Source organism: Acinetobacter sp. GRABPA_MV_2, from assembly GCF_056725885.1.
Genome location: NZ_JBWZNA010000010.1, coordinates 25,275 through 43,979, shown reverse-complemented (window position 1 = coordinate 43,979; position 18,705 = coordinate 25,275). Strand labels below are relative to the sequence as shown.

Here is an 18,705-nt window from a genome sequence, read left to right as displayed (position 1 = left end):
AACTCTATATCCTTTATTTAAAATATAAGGATTTTTATTATATAGAGTCTAGTTAAAAACTATTTAATATAAAATGGAATTTTATATATGGACTTAAAAAGGCAAATAGAAACTGGTATTAAATTAAGAGGAGCGGATAAAGTTGCTCGCATTCCGATTAAAATTTTACCTACAGAAGAGTTACCGACTAAACCTGACTGGATTAGAGCGAAAATAACCGATTTTGAGGAAATTAAACGCATAAGAAATTTACTGCGCCAACAGAAGTTACACAGTGTGTGCGAAGAAGCGGCGTGTCCAAATTTACCGGAATGTTTTGGTGGAGGTACGGCAACATTTATGATTATGGGCGATATCTGTACTCGTCGCTGCCCATTTTGTGATGTCGCTCATGGTCGTCCAAAACCGCTAGATGAAGATGAACCTAAACATTTGGCTGAAACGGTCGCAAACCTAAACTTAAAATATGTTGTGATTACCTCTGTAGACCGTGATGATCTACACGATGGCGGCGCTGCACATTTTGTAAAGTGTATTGAAGAAATTAGGAAACGTTGTCCAGAAACATTGATTGAGATTTTAGTACCAGATTTTCGCGGTCGTTTAGAGATAGCTCTTTCGACTTTGAGCTTATCGCCCCCAGATGTGTTTAATCATAATATTGAGACGGTTCCTCGTTTATATAAAGCGATGCGCCCTGGTTCAGATTATCAACATTCACTAGAGTTACTTAAACGCTTTAAAGCATACTGTCCCGATATCAAAACCAAGTCTGGCCTGATGGTTGGATTAGGAGAAATAGAGGCTGAAGTGCTTGCCCTACTCAACGATTTAAAAGATTATCAAGTCGATCTTGTCACGATTGGTCAATATCTTCAGCCTTCAAAATCACATGCGCCTATTCATCGTTTTGTTCATTTACAAGAATTTGAACGATATACCCGACACGGTAAGCGATTAGGTTTTAAAAATATTTGGAGTGCACCTATGGTTCGTTCTAGCTATTTTGCTGATCGACAATATTTCGGAGAAGAAGTGCCAAAGCCTTTCACCCGACAAGATGTCTTATCTTAATAATTAGGCAATTAACAAAACTTATCCAATAGGATAATGGTCAAGACTTATAAAATTATTTAAGGTAAGGAGATAACTAGGAAATAGTCACAATAAAAAAGTTATAACTATTGAGCGGCTACGGATACGCCATTTCAATGATAAAGGAATTTCGATATGGATATGTCAGAACAATTATCATCGCCTTTAATAGACACTAGTCCGTCCTTATTTCGGCCGGAATCCTCATCTCATTCTAAACAATTAGGAAAAAAACCATCACTTGACCTTGAAGCAGCACCTTTGTTTGATCTGGGTGAGGAATGGGAACACTCATTATTTGGTCGTTCGATTCACGAGTGCCATCGCAACTTAATGCATATTGCCGAAGATGCCGATATGGCCATTGGTGTGACTGATCCTCATGGTACTCTACTTTGGACATGGAGTAGTCACCCTATGCGCTCATCGGCTGAGCAAGTACACTTTGTTGAGGGTGGTCAGTGGTCTACTCAGGCAGTAGGTCAAAATGCCATTGGTCTAGCATTAAATACACATTCTGCAAGCTGTGTTTACTCACATGAAAACCAAATGAATAGTGTCAGAGATTGGGTCTGTTATGCAGCACCGATTACCGATACAAATACAGGTCAGTTTTATGGAATTATGAATTTATCGACCAAATATCAAAAGCATAATTCACTTGGAGTTTTAGCAGTAGAGCGTTGTGCTGACATTGTTAAGCAAGCAATTCAGCTTCATCAGAAAAATATCTTATATATTAAAGCCTTCGGCACTCCTAAAGTTCAATATAACCAACACAGCCTTACATTGACTCAACGTCAAATTGAGATTTTGTGCATCCTAACCCTTTGTCCCGAAGGGATTAATCTTGAAGAACTTCACTATGCTTTATATGGTGATCGGCCTGTAAGTACCACCACTTTAAAAGCAGAACTTTCTCAACTCAGAAACTTAATACCCGACGTTATCGAGTCACGACCATATAGACTTAACTGCGAAATTCAATGTGATTTTTTAATGGCCGAGCAAGCCTTAAACCTTGGTTTTACATCAACTACGCTTACACTCTATAGAGGAAGTTTCTTAGCTAAATCAGAAAGTCCTTTTTTATGCGCATGGAGAGATTGTTTTGACGCTCGTTTGAGTCATGTGATTTATCAAATTGAAGATATTGATCAATTATTGCGAGTAGTCAGTCGTGTACCAGACCGTGTAGATGCTGTGGAGCGTCTACTCGAATTATTACCCGAAGAAACACCTTATCGAACTAAACTCTTAAAGTTGCTCGAATAAAATAAAAGGGAGAATATCCATACGATATTCTCCCTTTTTAAGGCCAGATCAAGCAGAGGCTCGAAGCTGTACCCTATAGCAGTCGTCCAAAGCTAATTCATAATATCTTAGCCCTTCTTCAGCAGCATGAAATGCTTTTTGCTGCCAGTCAGGACGATCATTGCATAAGCGCTTAATCAGTTCCATGGCTTCATAAGGATGTAAATCATCATAATGTGCATGCGCACGTAACCAAGCTAAAGAACGCTTATCAATCGTTACTTCAGGATGATCAGTATAAGTATGAATCCCTTTATACACCTGAATAGACCAATCTCCAGTTGCCCATTCAATCGCCAAATTTGTTGCAGCCAGACATTCTGCCAAATTCCCTCGATGACTCATATTCCATAGAAAATGGTTTACCGCATTCATAGCAACTGGTGGACGTACGTGATCAAGCTCTTCAACTGTTAAGCCAAAACCTCCAGCCCAATCGCGATACCATTTTAAGTGTCGCTCTTCTACCTTAATATTTTGGATTAACCAATCTCGTGCTTCTGTAACTCCCGGTTCAGAAAACCCAGTCGCTTTCCCCAGTGCTCCAGCCATATATGACGGGAAGTGGGCAACTAATGGATAGAAATTAAGTAAAGCATAACGAAAACTATCTAGGCTCAATCCCCCATTGGCCATTTCCGTAAAAAATGGATGTTTGCTCACCCGTTCTTTCGCTGGTAACAGGTCGTCCCAGAACCGTTGTGACCATTCATTATGCGGTGTAATTTCTAAATTCATTCCATATTGATTTAGAGCAGTCATTGCTAATTTTCCTATTTATATGACAGCAATCATCTGTGTTTCACGCTATAAGTCTATCCGAAAATGATAAAGATACAATCGTTAATCGACCATTTGTAACTTTTTTCGATGGATTGAAGAGCTTTAGATAATCATTACGCTAATCATTGAAATGTCGTGATTTTTATCACATTTAACACTGATAAAAATCATTACTTTTTTAAAAAAACTGTATTATTATTTTGAATAAACCACACATTATATAATCAATATTTTTAGATGGAACTTTACTTAAAATAAGTCTCATTTTATGACAACTTCCAATATAGAGAGCATTAATTATGAAGTTGCAAGGTTCCAATATATTGGGACAAGAACAAATAGATTTATTAACCACACGAGGATTAAATTTCGTGTGGTTTCCAAAACAGCTTGAAACGATTTATCGTTTTCAATACCAAAACGGTGCTGCCTATGAGTTTCGCTATAGGGCACCTATTATTTTAATATTATATATATTTTTAAGCTTTGGTATATACCAAGTTTTACCAACTGAGCAAGTTTTACCCTGGTTTAGTTATTATTCTTGGGTAGGTGTGATTGTTCTTATTGCTTGGATTTTATCATTTATTAAAAAATTAAATCAGTATTTTGATTATTATGTAGGGATTGGTTCAGCTTTAGCAGTAGCAATTACTTTTATTTTAATTAACGTTATTGAAAATGGGCAAGATAATGTCCTTTTTCATGCTGCGATGATGTATGCAATCGTCATTATTTATGGTGCAGTAGGTATGCGTTTCTATACCGCCATATTTGCTGGATGGATGGGCGGATTGGTTGGAATTTTAGTAAGTAACTACTTGAATGGCGTGATTGACTGGACCTTTTTAAACCGTACTTATACCTTCAGTAGTTTTTTAGGAATGACCCTTGCCTACGCAACTGATCGTCAACATCGAGAAAATTATCTACAAAACTGTATGATTGAGCTGAATCGTATTGAGCTTATGCAACAAGCACAGCAGTTATCCTTACTTTCACAGCAAGATGCGCTCACGGGTTTAGCGAACCGACGTTATCTAGATGAAACTCTTGATAATGAATGGCGCCGTGCTTTACGACATGAAACACCACTCACCATTATGATGGTCGATATCGATTATTTTAAAGCATACAATGATACGCTAGGACATCTCAAAGGTGATGAATGTTTAAAAGAAATCGCAATTGCTATTTCTTCTATTGCTGCTCGTAGTGGCGATTTAGTTGCTCGTTATGGTGGTGAAGAGTTTTTATTACTATTCCCTATGACGAATGCTCAGCAAGCTTTGATACAAGTCGAGCGTTTAATGAGTGCGATTAAAAAGATTGCGATTAAGCATCCATGTAGTGATGTTTCACCACATGTCACTATTAGCGTAGGTGTGGCGACCACAACTCCCCGTCTAAATGATTCAATTTCCGCTTTTGTTGCACGAGCTGATCATGCTTTATATAAAGCAAAAACTAATGGACGTAATCAATATAAAATTGCTGTAAACGAAGAACAAATTGTAGATTTAACTTAAAGTTAAATTACTTTGTAATACTACTTACATCGTTTGTCTTCTTTTATAGCTCCTTTCAAATTAATATGACAAGCAATCTATAATTAGCTTTTCCATCCATGGTAAAAGCTAAAATATAATTTAGGCCAATAATCGAATTCTTTTTTTAATTTATCTTCAAATTAAAGCCTAAAATAAATTTCATAAAAGCAATGAACCAAATTATAAATTTATCTAAATTCACAAAACACTTTACCTTTAAACACAGAAATTTCTTTAAATAAATTAAAAAATATATTTGTTAATATAAAAGCATTACAATTTATTAGAGTTATCTTTTTAACTTTCTCCACAATTTATTTATAAAATAAAATAATAGATTTTGACCTATCTTTTTTTGTCTAACTGAGGTTGCTTCAGTTTTAAATGGGAGTATGGAGACAACATTTTCATGTATCGTTTCATAGTTTGGATAGGCCTCTTTTTTAATAATCTCTATTGTTCTTTGTATCTCATCTACAGATAAGTTTAAGAACCTCTTAATTTCTTGTGCTGTTTTTGATTCAATAGATAATAAATTACAAACTCTAGTTACGTTAACAATCTGCTCGGCATGAATATTTTTAAAGTTTGGATAACAAACGAGTTTATATAAAATTTTTGTTTCAGAAGAATTTCTATAATTTATATTTTTATGATTAACTATGCGCTCTTGGTAAGTGTTCTGAAAGTATTCATTATTTTCAATTTCTAATAAAATTTTTAAAAGCTCCTGATATCTTAATGGTCTCTTTAACCCATATTGATAACCTTTTAAAAGGTCCGGGTTATTACTCAATACAATTTTAATTTTTTTAGGAATAAGAACATTGGTATAGCCACTGTCTAAATCAATAATATGTATATCTGGATCATTATCACTATATATCCAGTTTCCAGATAGCTCAGATGACAAGGATAAGTCATAAATAACTTTTATCATTGCCTGTAAATTTTTAGGCAATAACCTATCTTTTGACATACAGCCAATTCTATATGTACATTGATTCATTGATATTTCCCCAATTTCAATGATGACTTTAAAAAGTATTTGTTAAAGTAATAAAATTTAAAATGTAAAAAAGTCATATAAAACTAATTTTACTAAAATCAGTTTTAAGAAATAATATAGATATCTGATGTACTAAGTAAATTAATAAAGCTTTAATTTTCAAAGCCAAAAGATAAATATATTCAAAAATAAATCGCCGGTATTATATTTATATAGAGATTATAAGACAAGAAAATAATTTAAAATTTAATAGATCATAATCTAATAAAAAATTAAAGCCCCATATTTAACTTAAATTTGGGGCTTTATTTACTATAGTCATAAATTATGACTAGGGTTCAATCGGAGCAAATGGAGGAACAACATCTGCATTTTGAGCACGATGACGTAAAAAATGATCCATTAAGACAATTGCTAACATTGCTTCAGCAATTGGAGTTGCTCGAACACCTACACACGGATCATGACGGCCTTTAGTTAACACATCAGTATCTTCACGATTTAAATTAATCGTTTTACCTGGTGTTGTAATGCTTGCAGTAGGTTTTAATGCAATGGCGACTCGAATCGTCTGACCACTTGAAATACCACCTAAAATACCACCCGCATGATTTGCTAAGAAACCATGACTAGTTAGCTCATCACGTGTTTCGTGACCAAACTGCCCAGCAACTTCAAAACCATCACCAATTTCAACACCTTTAACTGCATTAATGCTCATCATCGCATGTGCAATATCAGCATCTAGGCGGTCAAAAACAGGTTCCCCCCAACCTACAGGAACTTTCTCAGCTAAAATTTCTAGCTTAGCCCCGCAGCTTGTACCTTGTTCACGTAAAGATGTAACCAATGCTTCAAAACGAGGAACAGCATCTACATCACCACAAAAAAATGGATTATTTGGAACTTCATCCCAATCCAGTTTTTGAGCAACTTCATTACCAATTTGTGTGACATGACCGCGAATCAATACACCAAACTTTTCTGCTAAATATTTCTTTGCAATTGCACCAGCTGCAACACGCATAGCAGTTTCACGAGCACTTGAACGTCCGCCACCACGGTAATCACGGAAACCGTACTTTTGTGTATAGGTATAATCTGCGTGACCCGGTCTAAAAGTTTGCGCAATATTGCCATAATCTTTCGATTTTTGGTCAGTATTACGAATGAGTAAACCGATTGATGTGCCGGTAGTCTTTCCCTCAAATACACCTGAAATAATTTCAACCTGATCAGGCTCTTTGCGTTGTGTCGCAAATTTTGATGTACCTGGTTTACGGCGGTCTAGATCTTTTTGTAGATCTTCTTCGGTTAATGCAATGCCAGGAGGCACACCATCAACAATTGCCATCAAACCAACACCATGAGACTCACCACATGTCGTTACACGAAAGAGTTGTCCAATACTGTTCCCTGCCATATGTACAACTCCTTATGCTTGTTGCTGTTCAAATAGTTTTCTATAACGACGACATTGTTCTGCAGTTAAAGCAAAAATGCCAGAACCACCTTTTTGAAAAGTAAGCCAGTTGAAATCAATGGTATTGAAGTTCTGACGCATAGCCCATTCAGAGTTACCCACTTCAATTACAATTAAACCATCTTCAGTTAAGTAATCTGCGGCTTGAGCAAGCATTTTACGCACAAGATCTAAACCATCTTGGCCTGCTGCCAATGCAAGCTCAGGTTCATGTAAAAACTCTTCCGGTAAGTCAGCCATGTCTTCAGCATCAACATATGGAGGGTTACTTACAATCAAATCATACTGGTTTTCAGCTGGAATTTTGGCAAATAGGTCTGATTCAAGTAAAGCAACTTGATATTGTTTATTATGGTGTTCAACATTAATCGATGCTACTTCTAAAGCTTCTTTCGAGATGTCCGTTGCATCTACTTCAGCATCTGGATATGCATAAGCTAAAGCTACAGCAATACAACCAGAACCTGTACACATATCTAAAATACGTTGTGGAGTTTTAGGTTTTGCATTTTCTGGTAGGTTGTTAAGTGCTTCACGCATTTGACCATTTTCATCCAAGCAATATGGTGCAAAACGTTGTTCAATTAATTCTGCAATTGGTGAACGCGGAATAAGTACACGCTCATCCACATAAAATGGCTTATTAAAGAAGTAAGCTAAATTTAATAAATAAGAAGTCGGAATACGGTCATTAATACGACGTTCTAACAAACTTAAGAATTCTGCTTTTTCACTTGGCAAAAGCTTAGCATCTAAAATCTCTGAGTCTGCTGACCATTCAAGAGATAAGGTTTGTAAAACTAATGCAGAACTTTCTGCAAAATAATCTTCAGTACCTTGTCCTAAATGTGCATCATGTTGACGTAATGCTGATACCCCAAAACGAATAAAATCTCGAATTGTAGATAAATTTTCAGCAGCTTCCTGTAAATGTTCAGGGCTAATCGTCGGTCGCTCCACTTAGGCGTCTCCAAAGGCAAATTTTGCAAAGTGACTATTCTACTGAGTGAGACAAAGCAACGCAACGCTTTGCCTTGTGAAGCAGTGTTTTACACACCTATCTCTAACAATCACAGCTTAAAATCAGAATACTTTGTTTTAATTAAGAAATAATGAATTTTTAACAAGGTATAGATTTCGTCTATGAAATAAAAAAGCGGTCTTTGAAGTTTGACCTCTTTTGATGTTTAGTGGGTTTAAAGCTTAAGCTTTTCTGCCACATAATCCGAATCTTTATCTCCACGGCCTGACAGATTAACCACAATCATGACTTCTTTCGGCAGCTTTGGTGCTTCACGAATTGCCCAAGCCACAGCATGTGAGCTTTCAAGCGCAGGAACAATTCCCTCAACACGCGATAAGGTCATAAAAGCATCCAAACATTCATGGTCAGTTGCAGTGTTATATTCCACACGACCTAAATCTTTTAAGAAACTATGCTGTGGCCCAACACCCGGATAGTCCAATCCTGAAGCAATAGAATGCACTGGCAATGGTTCACCAGCTTCATTTTCAAGCACGTAACACGCCATACCATGAATTTGGCTTGGCTTACCTAAAGTTAAGGTTGCCGAATGCATGTGAGTTTCTAAACCATGTCCTGCTGGTTCGACCCCAACCAACTTCACATCCGAATCATTTAAAAATGCTGTAAACGCACCGATTGCATTTGAACCGCCACCAACACATGCGACAACATAATCCGGATTTTTCCCAAAACGATGACGGGTCTGCTCTTTAATTTCATTGCCAATAATCGATTGAAAATCTCGAACCATTTTTGGAAATGGATGTGGTCCAACCACAGAACCTATCGCATAAATAAAGTTTTTAGGATCTTTTAAATATTCTTCAAAAGCGCTATCAACTGCATCTTTTAAGGTTGCTGTACCACGTGTTACTGAAACTAAATGAGCGCCCAAAATTTTCATTTTAACGACATTTGGATGCTCTTTTTCAATATCTACTTGACCCATGTGAATTTCACATGGAATACCAACTAAAGCACAAGCTGTTGCTAGAGCGACACCATGCTGTCCTGCACCAGTCTCAGCAATGACTTTCTTTTTACCCATATATTTAGCAAGTAGAGCCTCACCTAAACAGTGATTGATCTTATGAGCACCCGTATGATTTAAGTCTTCACGTTTTAAATAAATTTGCGCACCGCCTAACTGATCAGAAAGACGTTTTGCATGAAATAAGGGACTTGGACGACCTACATAATTTGAAAAGAGGTCCGATAATTCATTTTGAAATTCAGGTGTATGGCGAATTTCTTCATAAGCAACATTAATTTCATCCATTGCTTCTTTTAAATGTGGAGGAATAAATTGACCTCCATACTCACCAAAAAATCCCTGTTCATTTGGCAAAGCAATACCATTAATTTGATGTTGCATATCATCCCTCTTTTTTAAATTATTAAAGTTATCAAGCTTATCGAGAAAGGTAACGCGTCAAATCCTCAATGCCTTTTAGGGTCATTGGATACATATGGTTTTCAAAAATCTCTTTAATCCAACCAATTGTTTGAGTGTAATGCCAATACCCTTCTGTTTCAGGGTTCAACCATGCTGTTTTATCAAAATGCTGGCGTAGGCGACGTAACCAAACTTCACCTGCTTCATCATTCATATATTCAACCGAGCCACCTACCGATTTCAACTCATACGGTGCCATACTGGCATCACCCACCACAATTACACGATAGTCGCGTCCGTAAGTATGGAACAGATCCCACGTATTCATGCGCGTTGCTGTTCTTCGGTAGTTATCTTTCCAAACATAGTCATAAAGACAGTTATGAAAATAAAAGTATTCGAGTGTCTTAAACTCACTTTTAGCAGCACTAAAGAGTTTTTCGCATTGAGCAATATGAGCATCCATCGAACCGCCCACATCGAACAACATCAGCACTTTTATTCGGTTTCTACGTTCAGGTACCATCTGAACATCCAAAATACCTTGTTTGGCTGTTTCACGAATAGTTCCGTCAACATCTAACTCTTCAGCTGCACCTTGGCGAGCAAATTTGCGTAAACGTCGTAAAGCAATTTGCATCTGGCGAGTACCAAGAACTTGATCATCATCTAAATTTTGATATTTCCGCTGTTCCCAGACTTTAACTGCCGAACGTTTACGGCCCGGCCCTCCAATTCGCACACCTTCTGGATGGTCACCAAAAGCACCAAAAGGTGAAGTTCCACCTGTGCCAACCATACGGTTACCACCTTGGTGTTTCTTATGCTGCTCGCGTAAACGCTCTTCCAGCATTTTCATTAGTTCTTCTAAAGAACCCGCTTTTTGAAGTTCAGCTCTTTGCTCTGGAGTTAAATGTTTTTCGAGAAGTTCTAAATCGAACCAGTCTTTTGGTAATTTATGAACTTGTTTAAGCAACTCATCGATATCAAAAGTTTCAATGCCATCAAAGTAATCTTTCATAGCACGGTCAAACTTATCAAAAAAGCGCTCATCTTTAACTAAAATAGTTTTAGCAAGTTGATAAAACTCATCTTGGTCAGCAAAAACCAAGCCTTCACTCACTGCACGATTTAAGTCAATGAGTTCACGCGTGCTAACTGGAACACCATATTTACGTAAGGTGTAAAATAACCGCACAAACATGGGTTATTCCCTCCTTTAACGTCGCGACATGAAAGCCAAGCGTTCGAGAAGTTGTACATCTTGCTCGTTTTTGATGAGAGCACCATATAAAGGTGGAATAGCTTTAGATGTATCTCGATTACGTAATACATCTTCAGGCATATCATCTGCCATGAGTAAGCTTAACCAATCAATCAACTCAGAGGTTGATGGTGGTTTCTTCAAATTAGGAATTTCACGTAGTTTAAAGAAAACTTGTAAAGCTTCGTTCACCAATGTTGCAGAGATATTTGGGAAATGAACCGCAATGATTTCTCGCATTGTGGCTTCATCTGGAAACTCAATATAGTGGAAGAAGCAACGACGCAAGAAAGCATCTGGTAATTCTTTTTCATTATTTGAAGTAATAATTACAATTGGGCGTTGCGTTGCCGTAATTGTTTCATTCGTTTCATAAACATAAAAAGACATTTTATCGAGTTCATGCAATAAGTCATTTGGAAACTCAATATCGGCCTTATCAATTTCATCAATTAATAATACGCAACGCTCTTCACTGGTGAAAGCTTCCCACAGTTTACCGGGTTTAATGTAGTTCTTAATATCGTAAACTCGGTCATCGCCTAACTGGCTGTCTCTTAAACGAGAAACTGCATCATATTCATACAACCCTTGCTGCGCTTTAGTTGTAGATTTGATATGCCAAGTAATCAGTTTTAAACCCAAACTTTGTGCTACTTGTTCAGCAAGTAAAGTTTTACCCGTGCCTGGTTCACCCTTAATCAGTAAAGGCTTTTGCAAAGCACGAGCTGCTTTTACAGCAAGCTTAAGACTATCAGTCGCAATATATTGATCTGTACCGGTAAAATGTTGGGTATCAGCAGACATGTAAAGACCTTATTTTTCTATTTCAATGGTTAGATGGAACGCATGTTTTTGTTTGTTGAATATTTTGACCAACAATATCCAATCACCAAACCTAGACCAACTACAAACAGAATTAAAGATAAATTTGACCAAATTAACGGACTGTCTTTAGTTAAAACACCAAAAAGGAGTCCAAAAATAGCAGGTGCTACAGATGCATTCGGTCCTTCAGATACTGTTGGTGTAACTAAAATAGCAAATACAATCAGCCAGCTAATTGCACCCAAAGTAGTAGGAAGACGGCGCATTAATCGCCACCAACACCACAAAGCAATAATAGCGCCTATTCCATAAGCTGCTAAAGCAATAACACCTTCAGGAATAACATCCAAAAAAGAAAATAATTGATTCATTATTCCAGTTTGATTTTCATGCACCACGTAAGCCCTCTGGTTCAACTGCATTCGGGTTAATTAACCCTTCTGGCGGCATCTGAATAAAGAAACCTTTTGTTTGTAATGAGTCTAAAACATGTAAAACATTAACACGCGCCAATTTACGTGTTGGAGCTAACTCTAAATGCATGACAAACGTTGCACGACCAAACGCTTGTAAAACAGCTTCAGGAACATTTTCAAACGGATCAGCTTGCTCCGCATTGTCAGGATAGTTTGGACGAGCAATATACATGTACATTTCATCTTTTTTGCTCGATCTATAAATATCACAGTGCATTTCAAATCAACTCTTGAACTAAGGACAGCATACATGAAAAAAAACGACTCACACACGCAGGTTTGTTTACGCATCAGTCGTTTTTTTAATTCTTGAGAAATATTAACCTACAACAATGATTAAGGTCGATAATAACTTTGTTCCTGTTAAAAACAAGGTTCCATATAAAATTAATAAATATTTGATTTTAAATAATTAAACATAATTTTCAACTTTAATAAAATAAAACAATTTTTAGGAAAAAAGAAAAAATGTTCGTTACTGAGTACTTTTTGTGATCTATCTTTAATAATTTCACGATTTAATTCTATGAAATTTATCATATTACAATCAGGTATTACCCTTTTAAATTCACATTTGAGTAAAATTTCTATGCACTTAATACACATTGGGAGACATTACTTAACTGGTTTAAATTTTCAACATGTTTAAATATTAAGTATCTTGTTCATAGATATGGAGGATGAAATTATGCCTCGTGGTGATAAAACTGCTTATACAGCCAAGCAAAAACGTCAGGCCAAACATATTGTTGAGAGTGAAGTAGATAGAGGCCATTCTCAAGAAGAAGCCGAACGAATTGCATGGTCTACCGTCAATAAACAAGATGGTGGCGGTAAGAAAAAGTCCCATTAATATATTAAAATAAATACTTCTTTAGCCCAAACTAAAGAAGTATTTCTTATTTAAGGACGTGTTAATTTTTTTCTAGAAGACGCGAGAGCTTTTTATATAGTCATCGCTTACTTGATTTAAGGCACTCAAAATAGCGCTATCATCTTGACTTAATAGAGCCTCATTAAAACTCTCCATATAAGCAATGAGTTGAGTTTTAGAGGTATGGGCAAATTCTGTCGTTACAGCTTCATCTTCATATAAGATTACATAACTACGTGCGAAACCGTAGATTAGGTAAACTGCTGCTTTTTCTTTTGTATCTTGAGATTCTTTAAGTGACTGCTCACATGCATTTTTTAAGTCTTTAAATGCATCTGTACCAGTAGATTGATTTTTGAAAGATAAAAGTATTGTTTGGAAGTTCATATCCATATTCCACTCAAAAAGTAAAGCTACAGAACAAGATAAAACCTGTCAAATAATATCCTGATTAATATAAATTTAATTGTAAATAAATTTATATTTAACTTCCTTTAGATCACGATAAATCATGCAATAAAAAAACCACTCTTTTTTAAGAGTGGTTTAGTTAAAACAATCATTCATTAGAAGCTTATTTCAATTGTGATCGTGGTACCAGAGTGCTCAATATCAGTTGAGACATTAAAACCTCTGCTTCTAAGCTCCTCTTCAACCAGTGTAAGATGATCAGGACTTATAGCATCAACAGGAAACCAGAAAGTTGCTTTTCGCTTCCCCTCTTTAGATTCAGACTCCGTCCCAGTTAAAATTTTTTCTAATATGACGTCTTGATTTATTTTAAAGTTTTTAGCATTTTGACGAGCTTGTTCAGCATTAAAGTTGTTAAGCATATTTATCTCTCTAATTATTGATCTATATAATTTTATATCATAAAAAGGCTATGTAAGTTTTAGTGTTGTGTAGTTACCCCATCAAATATAGAAGTTTATTGAGTAAATAAATTTTCTACCCATTCGATAAATTTTCTGGCATTTCTATTTTTAAAATCTTGCTTATTTGGAATGTAGTAACACAGCTCTGATTGAATGGGTTTAGTTTTAAACTCCTGTAAAAGATTCGCCTTAACAAACCTATGGGTAAGTGTAGTAGAACAAAATACTAATCCATTGGCAGATAAAGCCTCGTGGATCCCAAAAATTTCCTGATCAAATTTCTTAATTATAAGCCTCTTTGGGTTCCATTCATTTTCCTCAAGCCAAGTCTCTAGTGGTGGACTTGGTAATGCCTTATTTTTCCATTCTGTCGTAAATAAAGTTATTGGTTCACTAGAACATTTAAGCAGATCAAGTTTAGATGAACCAAACACATTAAAAGACTCATATTTAACGATATCTTGAGATTGGACCAAAGATACGTCGCCATATCGAATAGGTAAGGTATATAAGTGATTATCTAAAGTTTCACCTGTAGAAAACTCAACTGATATATCGGGATGCGATTGATAAAACTCACTTATTGAAGGAATTAACAGCATTGCAGCTAGTGAAGAAGTGCTAGCGACTCTCACTACGCTTCCATTTACTGTTATTTCATCTAGTGCATCTTCAATTTTACGAAATCCTTCAGAAATTGCTCCAGCAAGTCTTTTCCCTGTCGTTGTAAGCGTTATTTTCCTTACCTGTCGATGAAATAAATCAACATTTAATCTGCTTTCTAGATTCGCAATATGATGTGAAATTGCAGTCGGTGTTAGCGAAAGCTCTTCAGCAGCCAACTTAAAACTACCCAATCGAGCGGCTGATTCAAATACTTTAAGTGCTTGCAAAGAAACTTGCATGCTTCCTCCCCCATTTAAATTTATAGATGAACTAAAATCATCTATAAATGTAATTTTCTCGTTTGTCTACTTATGTTTTAAGACTCAAAATAAATTAAATCCTAACTTTTTCGGAATTAATGATGAGTAAAATATTACATATAGATGCTAGCGTCAGAGCTGCGGTTAACCCTAACCCAAATCACAATTCTATTTCAAAAAATATTGCTAATCGGTTGATCAACTCATGGAAACAACAACTGCCCATAGATGAATATATTTATCGTGATGTAGGAATGAATCCACCACCCTTTATTAATCAAGACTGGATTGATGCTGTGTTCACACCTGATAATAAAAGAACTGAAGCTCAGCGCAATGTTTTATCTATATCAGATCAATTAATAGCTGAAGTCTCGAACTCAGATATTCTTGTAATTTCTTCCCCTATGTACAATTACGGTATGCCTGCCCAACTGAAAGCATGGTTTGATCAAATTATTCGGATCAGTAAAACCTTTGATTTTGACCACGCTCGGGGAGACTTTCCCTTACAGCCTCTTTTATCTGGAAAAATTTTAATTATTATCACTTCCAGCGGTGAATTTGGGTTTGAGAAAGATGGAATTCGACATGATATGAGCCATCTTGTGCCACATATTCGTACATTGAGTAAATATTTAGGCGTAGAAAAAATTTACGAAATTACTTCTGAGTATCAAGAGTTTGGAGATCATAGGCATATAAAATCATTAGAAAATGCTTTTCAAAAAGCTGAAGAAGTTGTGTCCGAACTTGCTCATTCATTTGCGTAAAGTCTAGAGCAATAAATACTTAAATTTAAAAAATAAATACTTAAATTTAAAATAAGTTAAATCAGTAAAAATAAAAAAGCCTACCCTATTGGGTAGGCTTTTCATTTCTGCACCGAAACAAACTTATAGTTATATATTATATAAGTTGAAATTGTTTTTCTTAAACCCAAGAATATACAGACCTGTATGTTTAATCAATTGAATTTTTCTCACGATATAAGTTAATTTAATTCATTATTGAATTTTCAAATTATATTTACTTTATTACATTATTTTATGAATTTTATCAGACTAAATAATTGTTTAGATAATCTACAAAAAATATTATTTTTATATACTTAAATATTAAAATTAACTCTTTTTTTAAATAAAAACTAATTAAAAACTTAACACAACGATTATTCTTTATTTAAAAGGCTCATCACATGATGAGCCTCTAAATTTCTAATTATCTATTCATTTTAAATAGATAAACTTTGTTTTTCTTCTTGAAACAACTGGATTAATGGTTGAGTTAATAACTCGTAACGCCATCCTAACAAATAGTCAGGTAAATCCTGTTCATCCCCTTGAGATAGAACATGTTGATGAATGGCATTTAACCATTTTTTTCTCAGCAACACTTCTTTGGGAATAGAAGTCTCATTTATTGCATGAGCAAGTACCATATCCATTTTATTTAAAGTTTCTTTAGACGTAACCTTAAATGGTTTTGCAATCTTTGATGGCCATTTGCTTTCGACTGGTAAATCTTTAAGAAGTTCTAAAATCGTTTTGCCGTACTCGCGAACTACATTCGGACGAATATCTTTCACTTGCGAAAGTTGAAAACTATTACGCGGGTTCTTTTCAACCATATCAATCATGGTTGAATTTCTAAGAATAAAACTGCGTGGCTGATTCGTTGCTTTTACAATGTATTCACGCCACTCGCTTAAATTTTGCAACTGCATTAACTGACGACGTGAATGACGATAATTTCCCACATCGGTATATAGTAATTCGGTCGGAGTTTCACTAATGATTTCTTTAGTTAGACTACTACAGTCCTCAAGAACATAGTTATAAAGCCCTTTCTGCTTAAGCTGTTCTTGAATATGACTAGCTAACTTCATTAGATACAAAACATCGTTAGCAGCATAACAAAGTTGCTGAGGCGATAAAGGTCTAGCCAACCAATCAGATCTGGTTTGATCTTTTTCAATATCAATATCAAGACAAAGTTTTAAAGCACCTTGGTAACTCACTTGCAGGCCATGACCTAAAAAAGACAGACCTACTTGAGTATCAAACACATTAAGCAGATCTTCTTGATCAGCGTAATGATAGATTAAATCAATATCTTCTCCACATGCATGAAAAATATTTTGCTGCGCGAGGAAAATCTTTTTCCAAAACTGCCTTAGATCTAATGAAACACCATCCAACAGATAGACATCACCATTTACATTGACTTGGCATACTCCAAGTTTAGGCCAGAGTGTGTCAACCTTAATAAACTCTGTATCAAGTCCATATATTGAACATTGATCCATTTTTTGAAGAACATCAACCAATTCGGTTTGCTGTTGGATAAACTGAAACATGCTTTCTCAAGTATTGCAAAGAGTGCTTTAAACTCTGGTATATATAACATAGAAGCAGAAAAATGCCACTTAAACCTTTATGAATACTCTATTTTTGAACAATTTTTCGAAAATAGATAATTTTTTGATCTTTTATTTGTACTTTTTAAATTTATCTCCAAATGTTCTTTATTTAAAATTTATAAGATCTTTTTCATGCTTATATTCATATTTTGTTTAAAATATCTTTAATAATAAAATACAAAATAATATTTATGTTTAATAACTGAATTCAATTAATAAATTTAATCAAATTGATAGTACATTCATTAATGAAATAAGCATCGAAATACTTATTTCATTCTCATGCGATTATATACTGCCTGACTTAAAGTATGGCTATCTACGTATTCGAGTTCACCACCCTGAGGTACACCTTGAGCAATACGCGTCATTTGTATTGGTAAATGTTTAGTCGCCTCTACCAAATAATGGGCTGTCGCTTGTCCTTCTACAGTCGCATTAGTTGCCAAAATGACTTCTTCAATAGTACCTTGGCTTAGACGCTGAATTAGGTAAGGAATACCAATTTCTTCTGGACCAATACCATCTAATGGAGAAAGATGACCACCTAAAACATGGTATTTTCCACGAAAGCTACCGCTTTGCTCAATCGCCATCACATCAGCTGGTGATTCAACTACACACAATAACTGATCATCTCGGTCAGTTGAGGCGCAAATATCACAAACTTCATTTTCAGTCAAAGAATGGCAGACACTACATTCATGTATATAACTTGAAGCCTCATGTAAAGCATGAGCTAATGCAAATGCCCCTTCTCGATTTTTCATCAAAAGATGTAAAGCCATACGTTGAGCCGACTTCGGACCAACGCTTGGCAATATACGTAAAGCTTGAACGAGTTGTTCAAATCTATCGCTAAACACTGAATTTCCTTAGAACATGCCCGCTAAGCCAGGTGGTAAACCCATACCAGAATTTGCTTTTTGCATTTTTTCTTCAGAAATCACTTCTGCTTGACGTACAGCATCATTTACTGCAGCAGCAATTAAGTCTTCAATCATGTCTGGTTCATCTTGAAGTAATTCTGGATTAATTTCGATACGTTTTACGATATAACGGCCAGTCATTGTGACTTTAACCAAACCACCGCCCGCTTCAGCGTGTACTTCAGTTTGAGCAAGCTCTTCTTTAGCCTTTTTTATATTTGATTCCATATCTTTTTGCATGCGCTGCGCTTGCTGCATAAGCATATTGATATTCATAAACCTAACTCCGTATCTCTATCAAATATTTCAAGTATTATTGATAGTCACATAACACTGCAAAACTTAAACTCTTTCTACTCCCCATATAGATCATCAAGATCATTGAGGTTAGTACGTTTAAATCAAAATTAATCCGTAATTCTGACACAATAAATCAATGTTTTCTATTGGTATC

Annotated in this window: 20 protein-coding genes; 5 read left to right on the top strand and 15 right to left on the bottom strand. The window is 35.5% G+C overall.

The window, feature by feature from the left end:
* The first annotated feature begins 87 nt into the window (after positions 1-87).
* Positions 88-1,074 (top strand): lipoyl synthase, encoded by a 987-nt coding sequence (lipA, locus tag ACXM0J_RS10430; protein WP_086264621.1) that lies wholly within the window; start codon positions 88-90, stop codon positions 1,072-1,074.
* Positions 1,075-1,230: 156 nt separating this feature from the next.
* A complete protein-coding gene (locus tag ACXM0J_RS10425) occupies positions 1,231-2,370 on the top strand; it encodes a transcriptional regulator (RefSeq protein ID WP_078225350.1) in 1,140 nt (379 codons plus the stop codon).
* Positions 2,371-2,418: 48 nt separating this feature from the next.
* On the opposite strand, the gene ACXM0J_RS10420 is transcribed toward ACXM0J_RS10425, so the two are convergent.
* Complete coding sequence (locus ACXM0J_RS10420; protein ID WP_086264620.1) at positions 2,419-3,171, bottom strand: iron-containing redox enzyme family protein; 753 nt, start codon at positions 3,169-3,171, stop codon at positions 2,419-2,421.
* Between the two features lie 320 nt (positions 3,172-3,491).
* On the opposite strand from ACXM0J_RS10420, the gene ACXM0J_RS10415 reads away from it, so the two are divergent.
* Positions 3,492-4,721, top strand: a complete 1,230-nt coding sequence (locus ACXM0J_RS10415) for a GGDEF domain-containing protein (RefSeq protein WP_086264619.1) — start codon at positions 3,492-3,494, stop codon at positions 4,719-4,721.
* 310 nt (positions 4,722-5,031) lie between these two features.
* Here the strand turns inward: ACXM0J_RS10415 and ACXM0J_RS10410 are convergent, their stop codons facing one another.
* From ACXM0J_RS10410 to ACXM0J_RS10375, 8 genes are all read right to left on the bottom strand, one after another.
* Complete coding sequence (locus ACXM0J_RS10410) at positions 5,032-5,751, bottom strand: hypothetical protein (protein WP_086264618.1); 720 nt, start codon at positions 5,749-5,751, stop codon at positions 5,032-5,034.
* Between the two features lie 331 nt (positions 5,752-6,082).
* Positions 6,083-7,174, bottom strand: coding sequence for a chorismate synthase (aroC, locus tag ACXM0J_RS10405; protein WP_086264617.1), 1,092 nt, complete (start codon positions 7,172-7,174; stop codon positions 6,083-6,085).
* A gap of 12 nt (positions 7,175-7,186) precedes the next feature.
* A complete protein-coding gene (gene prmB, locus ACXM0J_RS10400) occupies positions 7,187-8,194 on the bottom strand; it encodes a 50S ribosomal protein L3 N(5)-glutamine methyltransferase (RefSeq protein WP_002113580.1) in 1,008 nt (335 codons plus the stop codon).
* A 236-nt stretch (positions 8,195-8,430) separates the two neighbouring features.
* Entirely contained in the window at positions 8,431-9,636 is a 1,206-nt protein-coding gene (gene trpB, locus ACXM0J_RS10395) for a tryptophan synthase subunit beta (RefSeq protein WP_086264616.1), read from the bottom strand.
* Between the two features lie 37 nt (positions 9,637-9,673).
* Positions 9,674-10,861 (bottom strand): vWA domain-containing protein, encoded by a 1,188-nt coding sequence (locus tag ACXM0J_RS10390; RefSeq protein ID WP_086264615.1) that lies wholly within the window; start codon positions 10,859-10,861, stop codon positions 9,674-9,676.
* A gap of 15 nt (positions 10,862-10,876) precedes the next feature.
* Positions 10,877-11,728, bottom strand: a complete 852-nt coding sequence (locus tag ACXM0J_RS10385) for an AAA family ATPase (protein ID WP_002113662.1) — start codon at positions 11,726-11,728, stop codon at positions 10,877-10,879.
* 29 nt (positions 11,729-11,757) lie between these two features.
* Entirely contained in the window at positions 11,758-12,144 is a 387-nt protein-coding gene (locus ACXM0J_RS10380; protein WP_086264614.1) for a hypothetical protein, read from the bottom strand.
* Positions 12,137-12,442 (bottom strand): YcgL domain-containing protein, encoded by a 306-nt coding sequence (locus ACXM0J_RS10375; protein WP_032062314.1) that lies wholly within the window; start codon positions 12,440-12,442, stop codon positions 12,137-12,139. Before ACXM0J_RS10375 ends, ACXM0J_RS10380 begins: the two co-directional genes overlap by 8 nt.
* A gap of 471 nt (positions 12,443-12,913) precedes the next feature.
* Between ACXM0J_RS10375 and ACXM0J_RS10370 the strand changes: the two genes are divergently transcribed.
* Complete coding sequence (locus ACXM0J_RS10370) at positions 12,914-13,078, top strand: hypothetical protein (RefSeq protein WP_002113596.1); 165 nt, start codon at positions 12,914-12,916, stop codon at positions 13,076-13,078.
* A gap of 72 nt (positions 13,079-13,150) precedes the next feature.
* Here ACXM0J_RS10370 and ACXM0J_RS10365 read toward each other — a convergent pair whose 3' ends face one another.
* The 3 genes from ACXM0J_RS10365 to ACXM0J_RS10355 all read right to left on the bottom strand — a co-directional run bounded on the left by ACXM0J_RS10365 (position 13,151) and on the right by ACXM0J_RS10355 (position 14,879).
* The gene (locus tag ACXM0J_RS10365) at positions 13,151-13,486 is read right to left on the bottom strand and encodes a hypothetical protein (RefSeq protein ID WP_086264710.1); all 336 of its coding nucleotides are present in this window, start codon (positions 13,484-13,486) and stop codon (positions 13,151-13,153) included.
* A 179-nt stretch (positions 13,487-13,665) separates the two neighbouring features.
* Positions 13,666-13,932: a hypothetical protein gene (locus ACXM0J_RS10360; RefSeq protein ID WP_014206661.1), complete on the bottom strand. Its 267-nt coding sequence runs from the start codon at positions 13,930-13,932 to the stop codon at positions 13,666-13,668.
* A gap of 95 nt (positions 13,933-14,027) precedes the next feature.
* Positions 14,028-14,879, bottom strand: a complete 852-nt coding sequence (locus ACXM0J_RS10355; protein WP_086264612.1) for a LysR family transcriptional regulator — start codon at positions 14,877-14,879, stop codon at positions 14,028-14,030.
* A 119-nt stretch (positions 14,880-14,998) separates the two neighbouring features.
* On the opposite strand from ACXM0J_RS10355, the gene ACXM0J_RS10350 reads away from it, so the two are divergent.
* Entirely contained in the window at positions 14,999-15,673 is a 675-nt protein-coding gene (locus ACXM0J_RS10350) for an FMN-dependent NADH-azoreductase (RefSeq protein ID WP_086264611.1), read from the top strand.
* Positions 15,674-16,134: 461 nt separating this feature from the next.
* On the opposite strand, the gene ACXM0J_RS10345 is transcribed toward ACXM0J_RS10350, so the two are convergent.
* From ACXM0J_RS10345 to ACXM0J_RS10335, 3 genes are all read right to left on the bottom strand, one after another.
* Positions 16,135-17,259 (bottom strand): ribonuclease D, encoded by a 1,125-nt coding sequence (locus tag ACXM0J_RS10345; RefSeq protein WP_086264610.1) that lies wholly within the window; start codon positions 17,257-17,259, stop codon positions 16,135-16,137.
* 332 nt (positions 17,260-17,591) lie between these two features.
* Positions 17,592-18,188, bottom strand: a complete 597-nt coding sequence (gene recR / locus ACXM0J_RS10340) for a recombination mediator RecR (protein ID WP_086264609.1) — start codon at positions 18,186-18,188, stop codon at positions 17,592-17,594.
* 9 nt (positions 18,189-18,197) lie between these two features.
* Positions 18,198-18,527 (bottom strand): YbaB/EbfC family nucleoid-associated protein, encoded by a 330-nt coding sequence (locus ACXM0J_RS10335; protein ID WP_002113538.1) that lies wholly within the window; start codon positions 18,525-18,527, stop codon positions 18,198-18,200.
* Positions 18,528-18,705 lie beyond the last annotated feature (178 nt).

What these genes read in the sequence shown, in the direction of transcription:
- lipA (WP_086264621.1), top strand. Translation starts at nt 88, where the DNA reads ATGGACTTAAAAAGGCAAATAGAAACTGGTATTAAATTAAGAGGAGCG.
- ACXM0J_RS10425 (WP_078225350.1), top strand. Translation starts at nt 1,231, where the DNA reads ATGGATATGTCAGAACAATTATCATCGCCTTTAATAGACACTAGTCCG.
- ACXM0J_RS10420 (WP_086264620.1), bottom strand. Translation starts at nt 3,171, where the DNA reads ATGACTGCTCTAAATCAATATGGAATGAATTTAGAAATTACACCGCAT.
- ACXM0J_RS10415 (WP_086264619.1), top strand. Translation starts at nt 3,492, where the DNA reads ATGAAGTTGCAAGGTTCCAATATATTGGGACAAGAACAAATAGATTTA.
- ACXM0J_RS10410 (WP_086264618.1), bottom strand. Translation starts at nt 5,751, where the DNA reads ATGAATCAATGTACATATAGAATTGGCTGTATGTCAAAAGATAGGTTA.
- aroC (WP_086264617.1), bottom strand. Translation starts at nt 7,174, where the DNA reads ATGGCAGGGAACAGTATTGGACAACTCTTTCGTGTAACGACATGTGGT.
- trpB (WP_086264616.1), bottom strand. Translation starts at nt 9,636, where the DNA reads ATGCAACATCAAATTAATGGTATTGCTTTGCCAAATGAACAGGGATTT.
- ACXM0J_RS10390 (WP_086264615.1), bottom strand. Translation starts at nt 10,861, where the DNA reads ATGTTTGTGCGGTTATTTTACACCTTACGTAAATATGGTGTTCCAGTT.
- ACXM0J_RS10385 (WP_002113662.1), bottom strand. Translation starts at nt 11,728, where the DNA reads ATGTCTGCTGATACCCAACATTTTACCGGTACAGATCAATATATTGCG.
- ACXM0J_RS10375 (WP_032062314.1), bottom strand. Translation starts at nt 12,442, where the DNA reads ATGCACTGTGATATTTATAGATCGAGCAAAAAAGATGAAATGTACATG.
- ACXM0J_RS10370 (WP_002113596.1), top strand. Translation starts at nt 12,914, where the DNA reads ATGCCTCGTGGTGATAAAACTGCTTATACAGCCAAGCAAAAACGTCAG.
- ACXM0J_RS10365 (WP_086264710.1), bottom strand. Translation starts at nt 13,486, where the DNA reads ATGAACTTCCAAACAATACTTTTATCTTTCAAAAATCAATCTACTGGT.
- ACXM0J_RS10360 (WP_014206661.1), bottom strand. Translation starts at nt 13,932, where the DNA reads ATGCTTAACAACTTTAATGCTGAACAAGCTCGTCAAAATGCTAAAAAC.
- ACXM0J_RS10355 (WP_086264612.1), bottom strand. Translation starts at nt 14,879, where the DNA reads ATGCAAGTTTCTTTGCAAGCACTTAAAGTATTTGAATCAGCCGCTCGA.
- ACXM0J_RS10350 (WP_086264611.1), top strand. Translation starts at nt 14,999, where the DNA reads ATGATGAGTAAAATATTACATATAGATGCTAGCGTCAGAGCTGCGGTT.
- ACXM0J_RS10345 (WP_086264610.1), bottom strand. Translation starts at nt 17,259, where the DNA reads ATGTTTCAGTTTATCCAACAGCAAACCGAATTGGTTGATGTTCTTCAA.
- ACXM0J_RS10335 (WP_002113538.1), bottom strand. Translation starts at nt 18,527, where the DNA reads ATGAATATCAATATGCTTATGCAGCAAGCGCAGCGCATGCAAAAAGAT.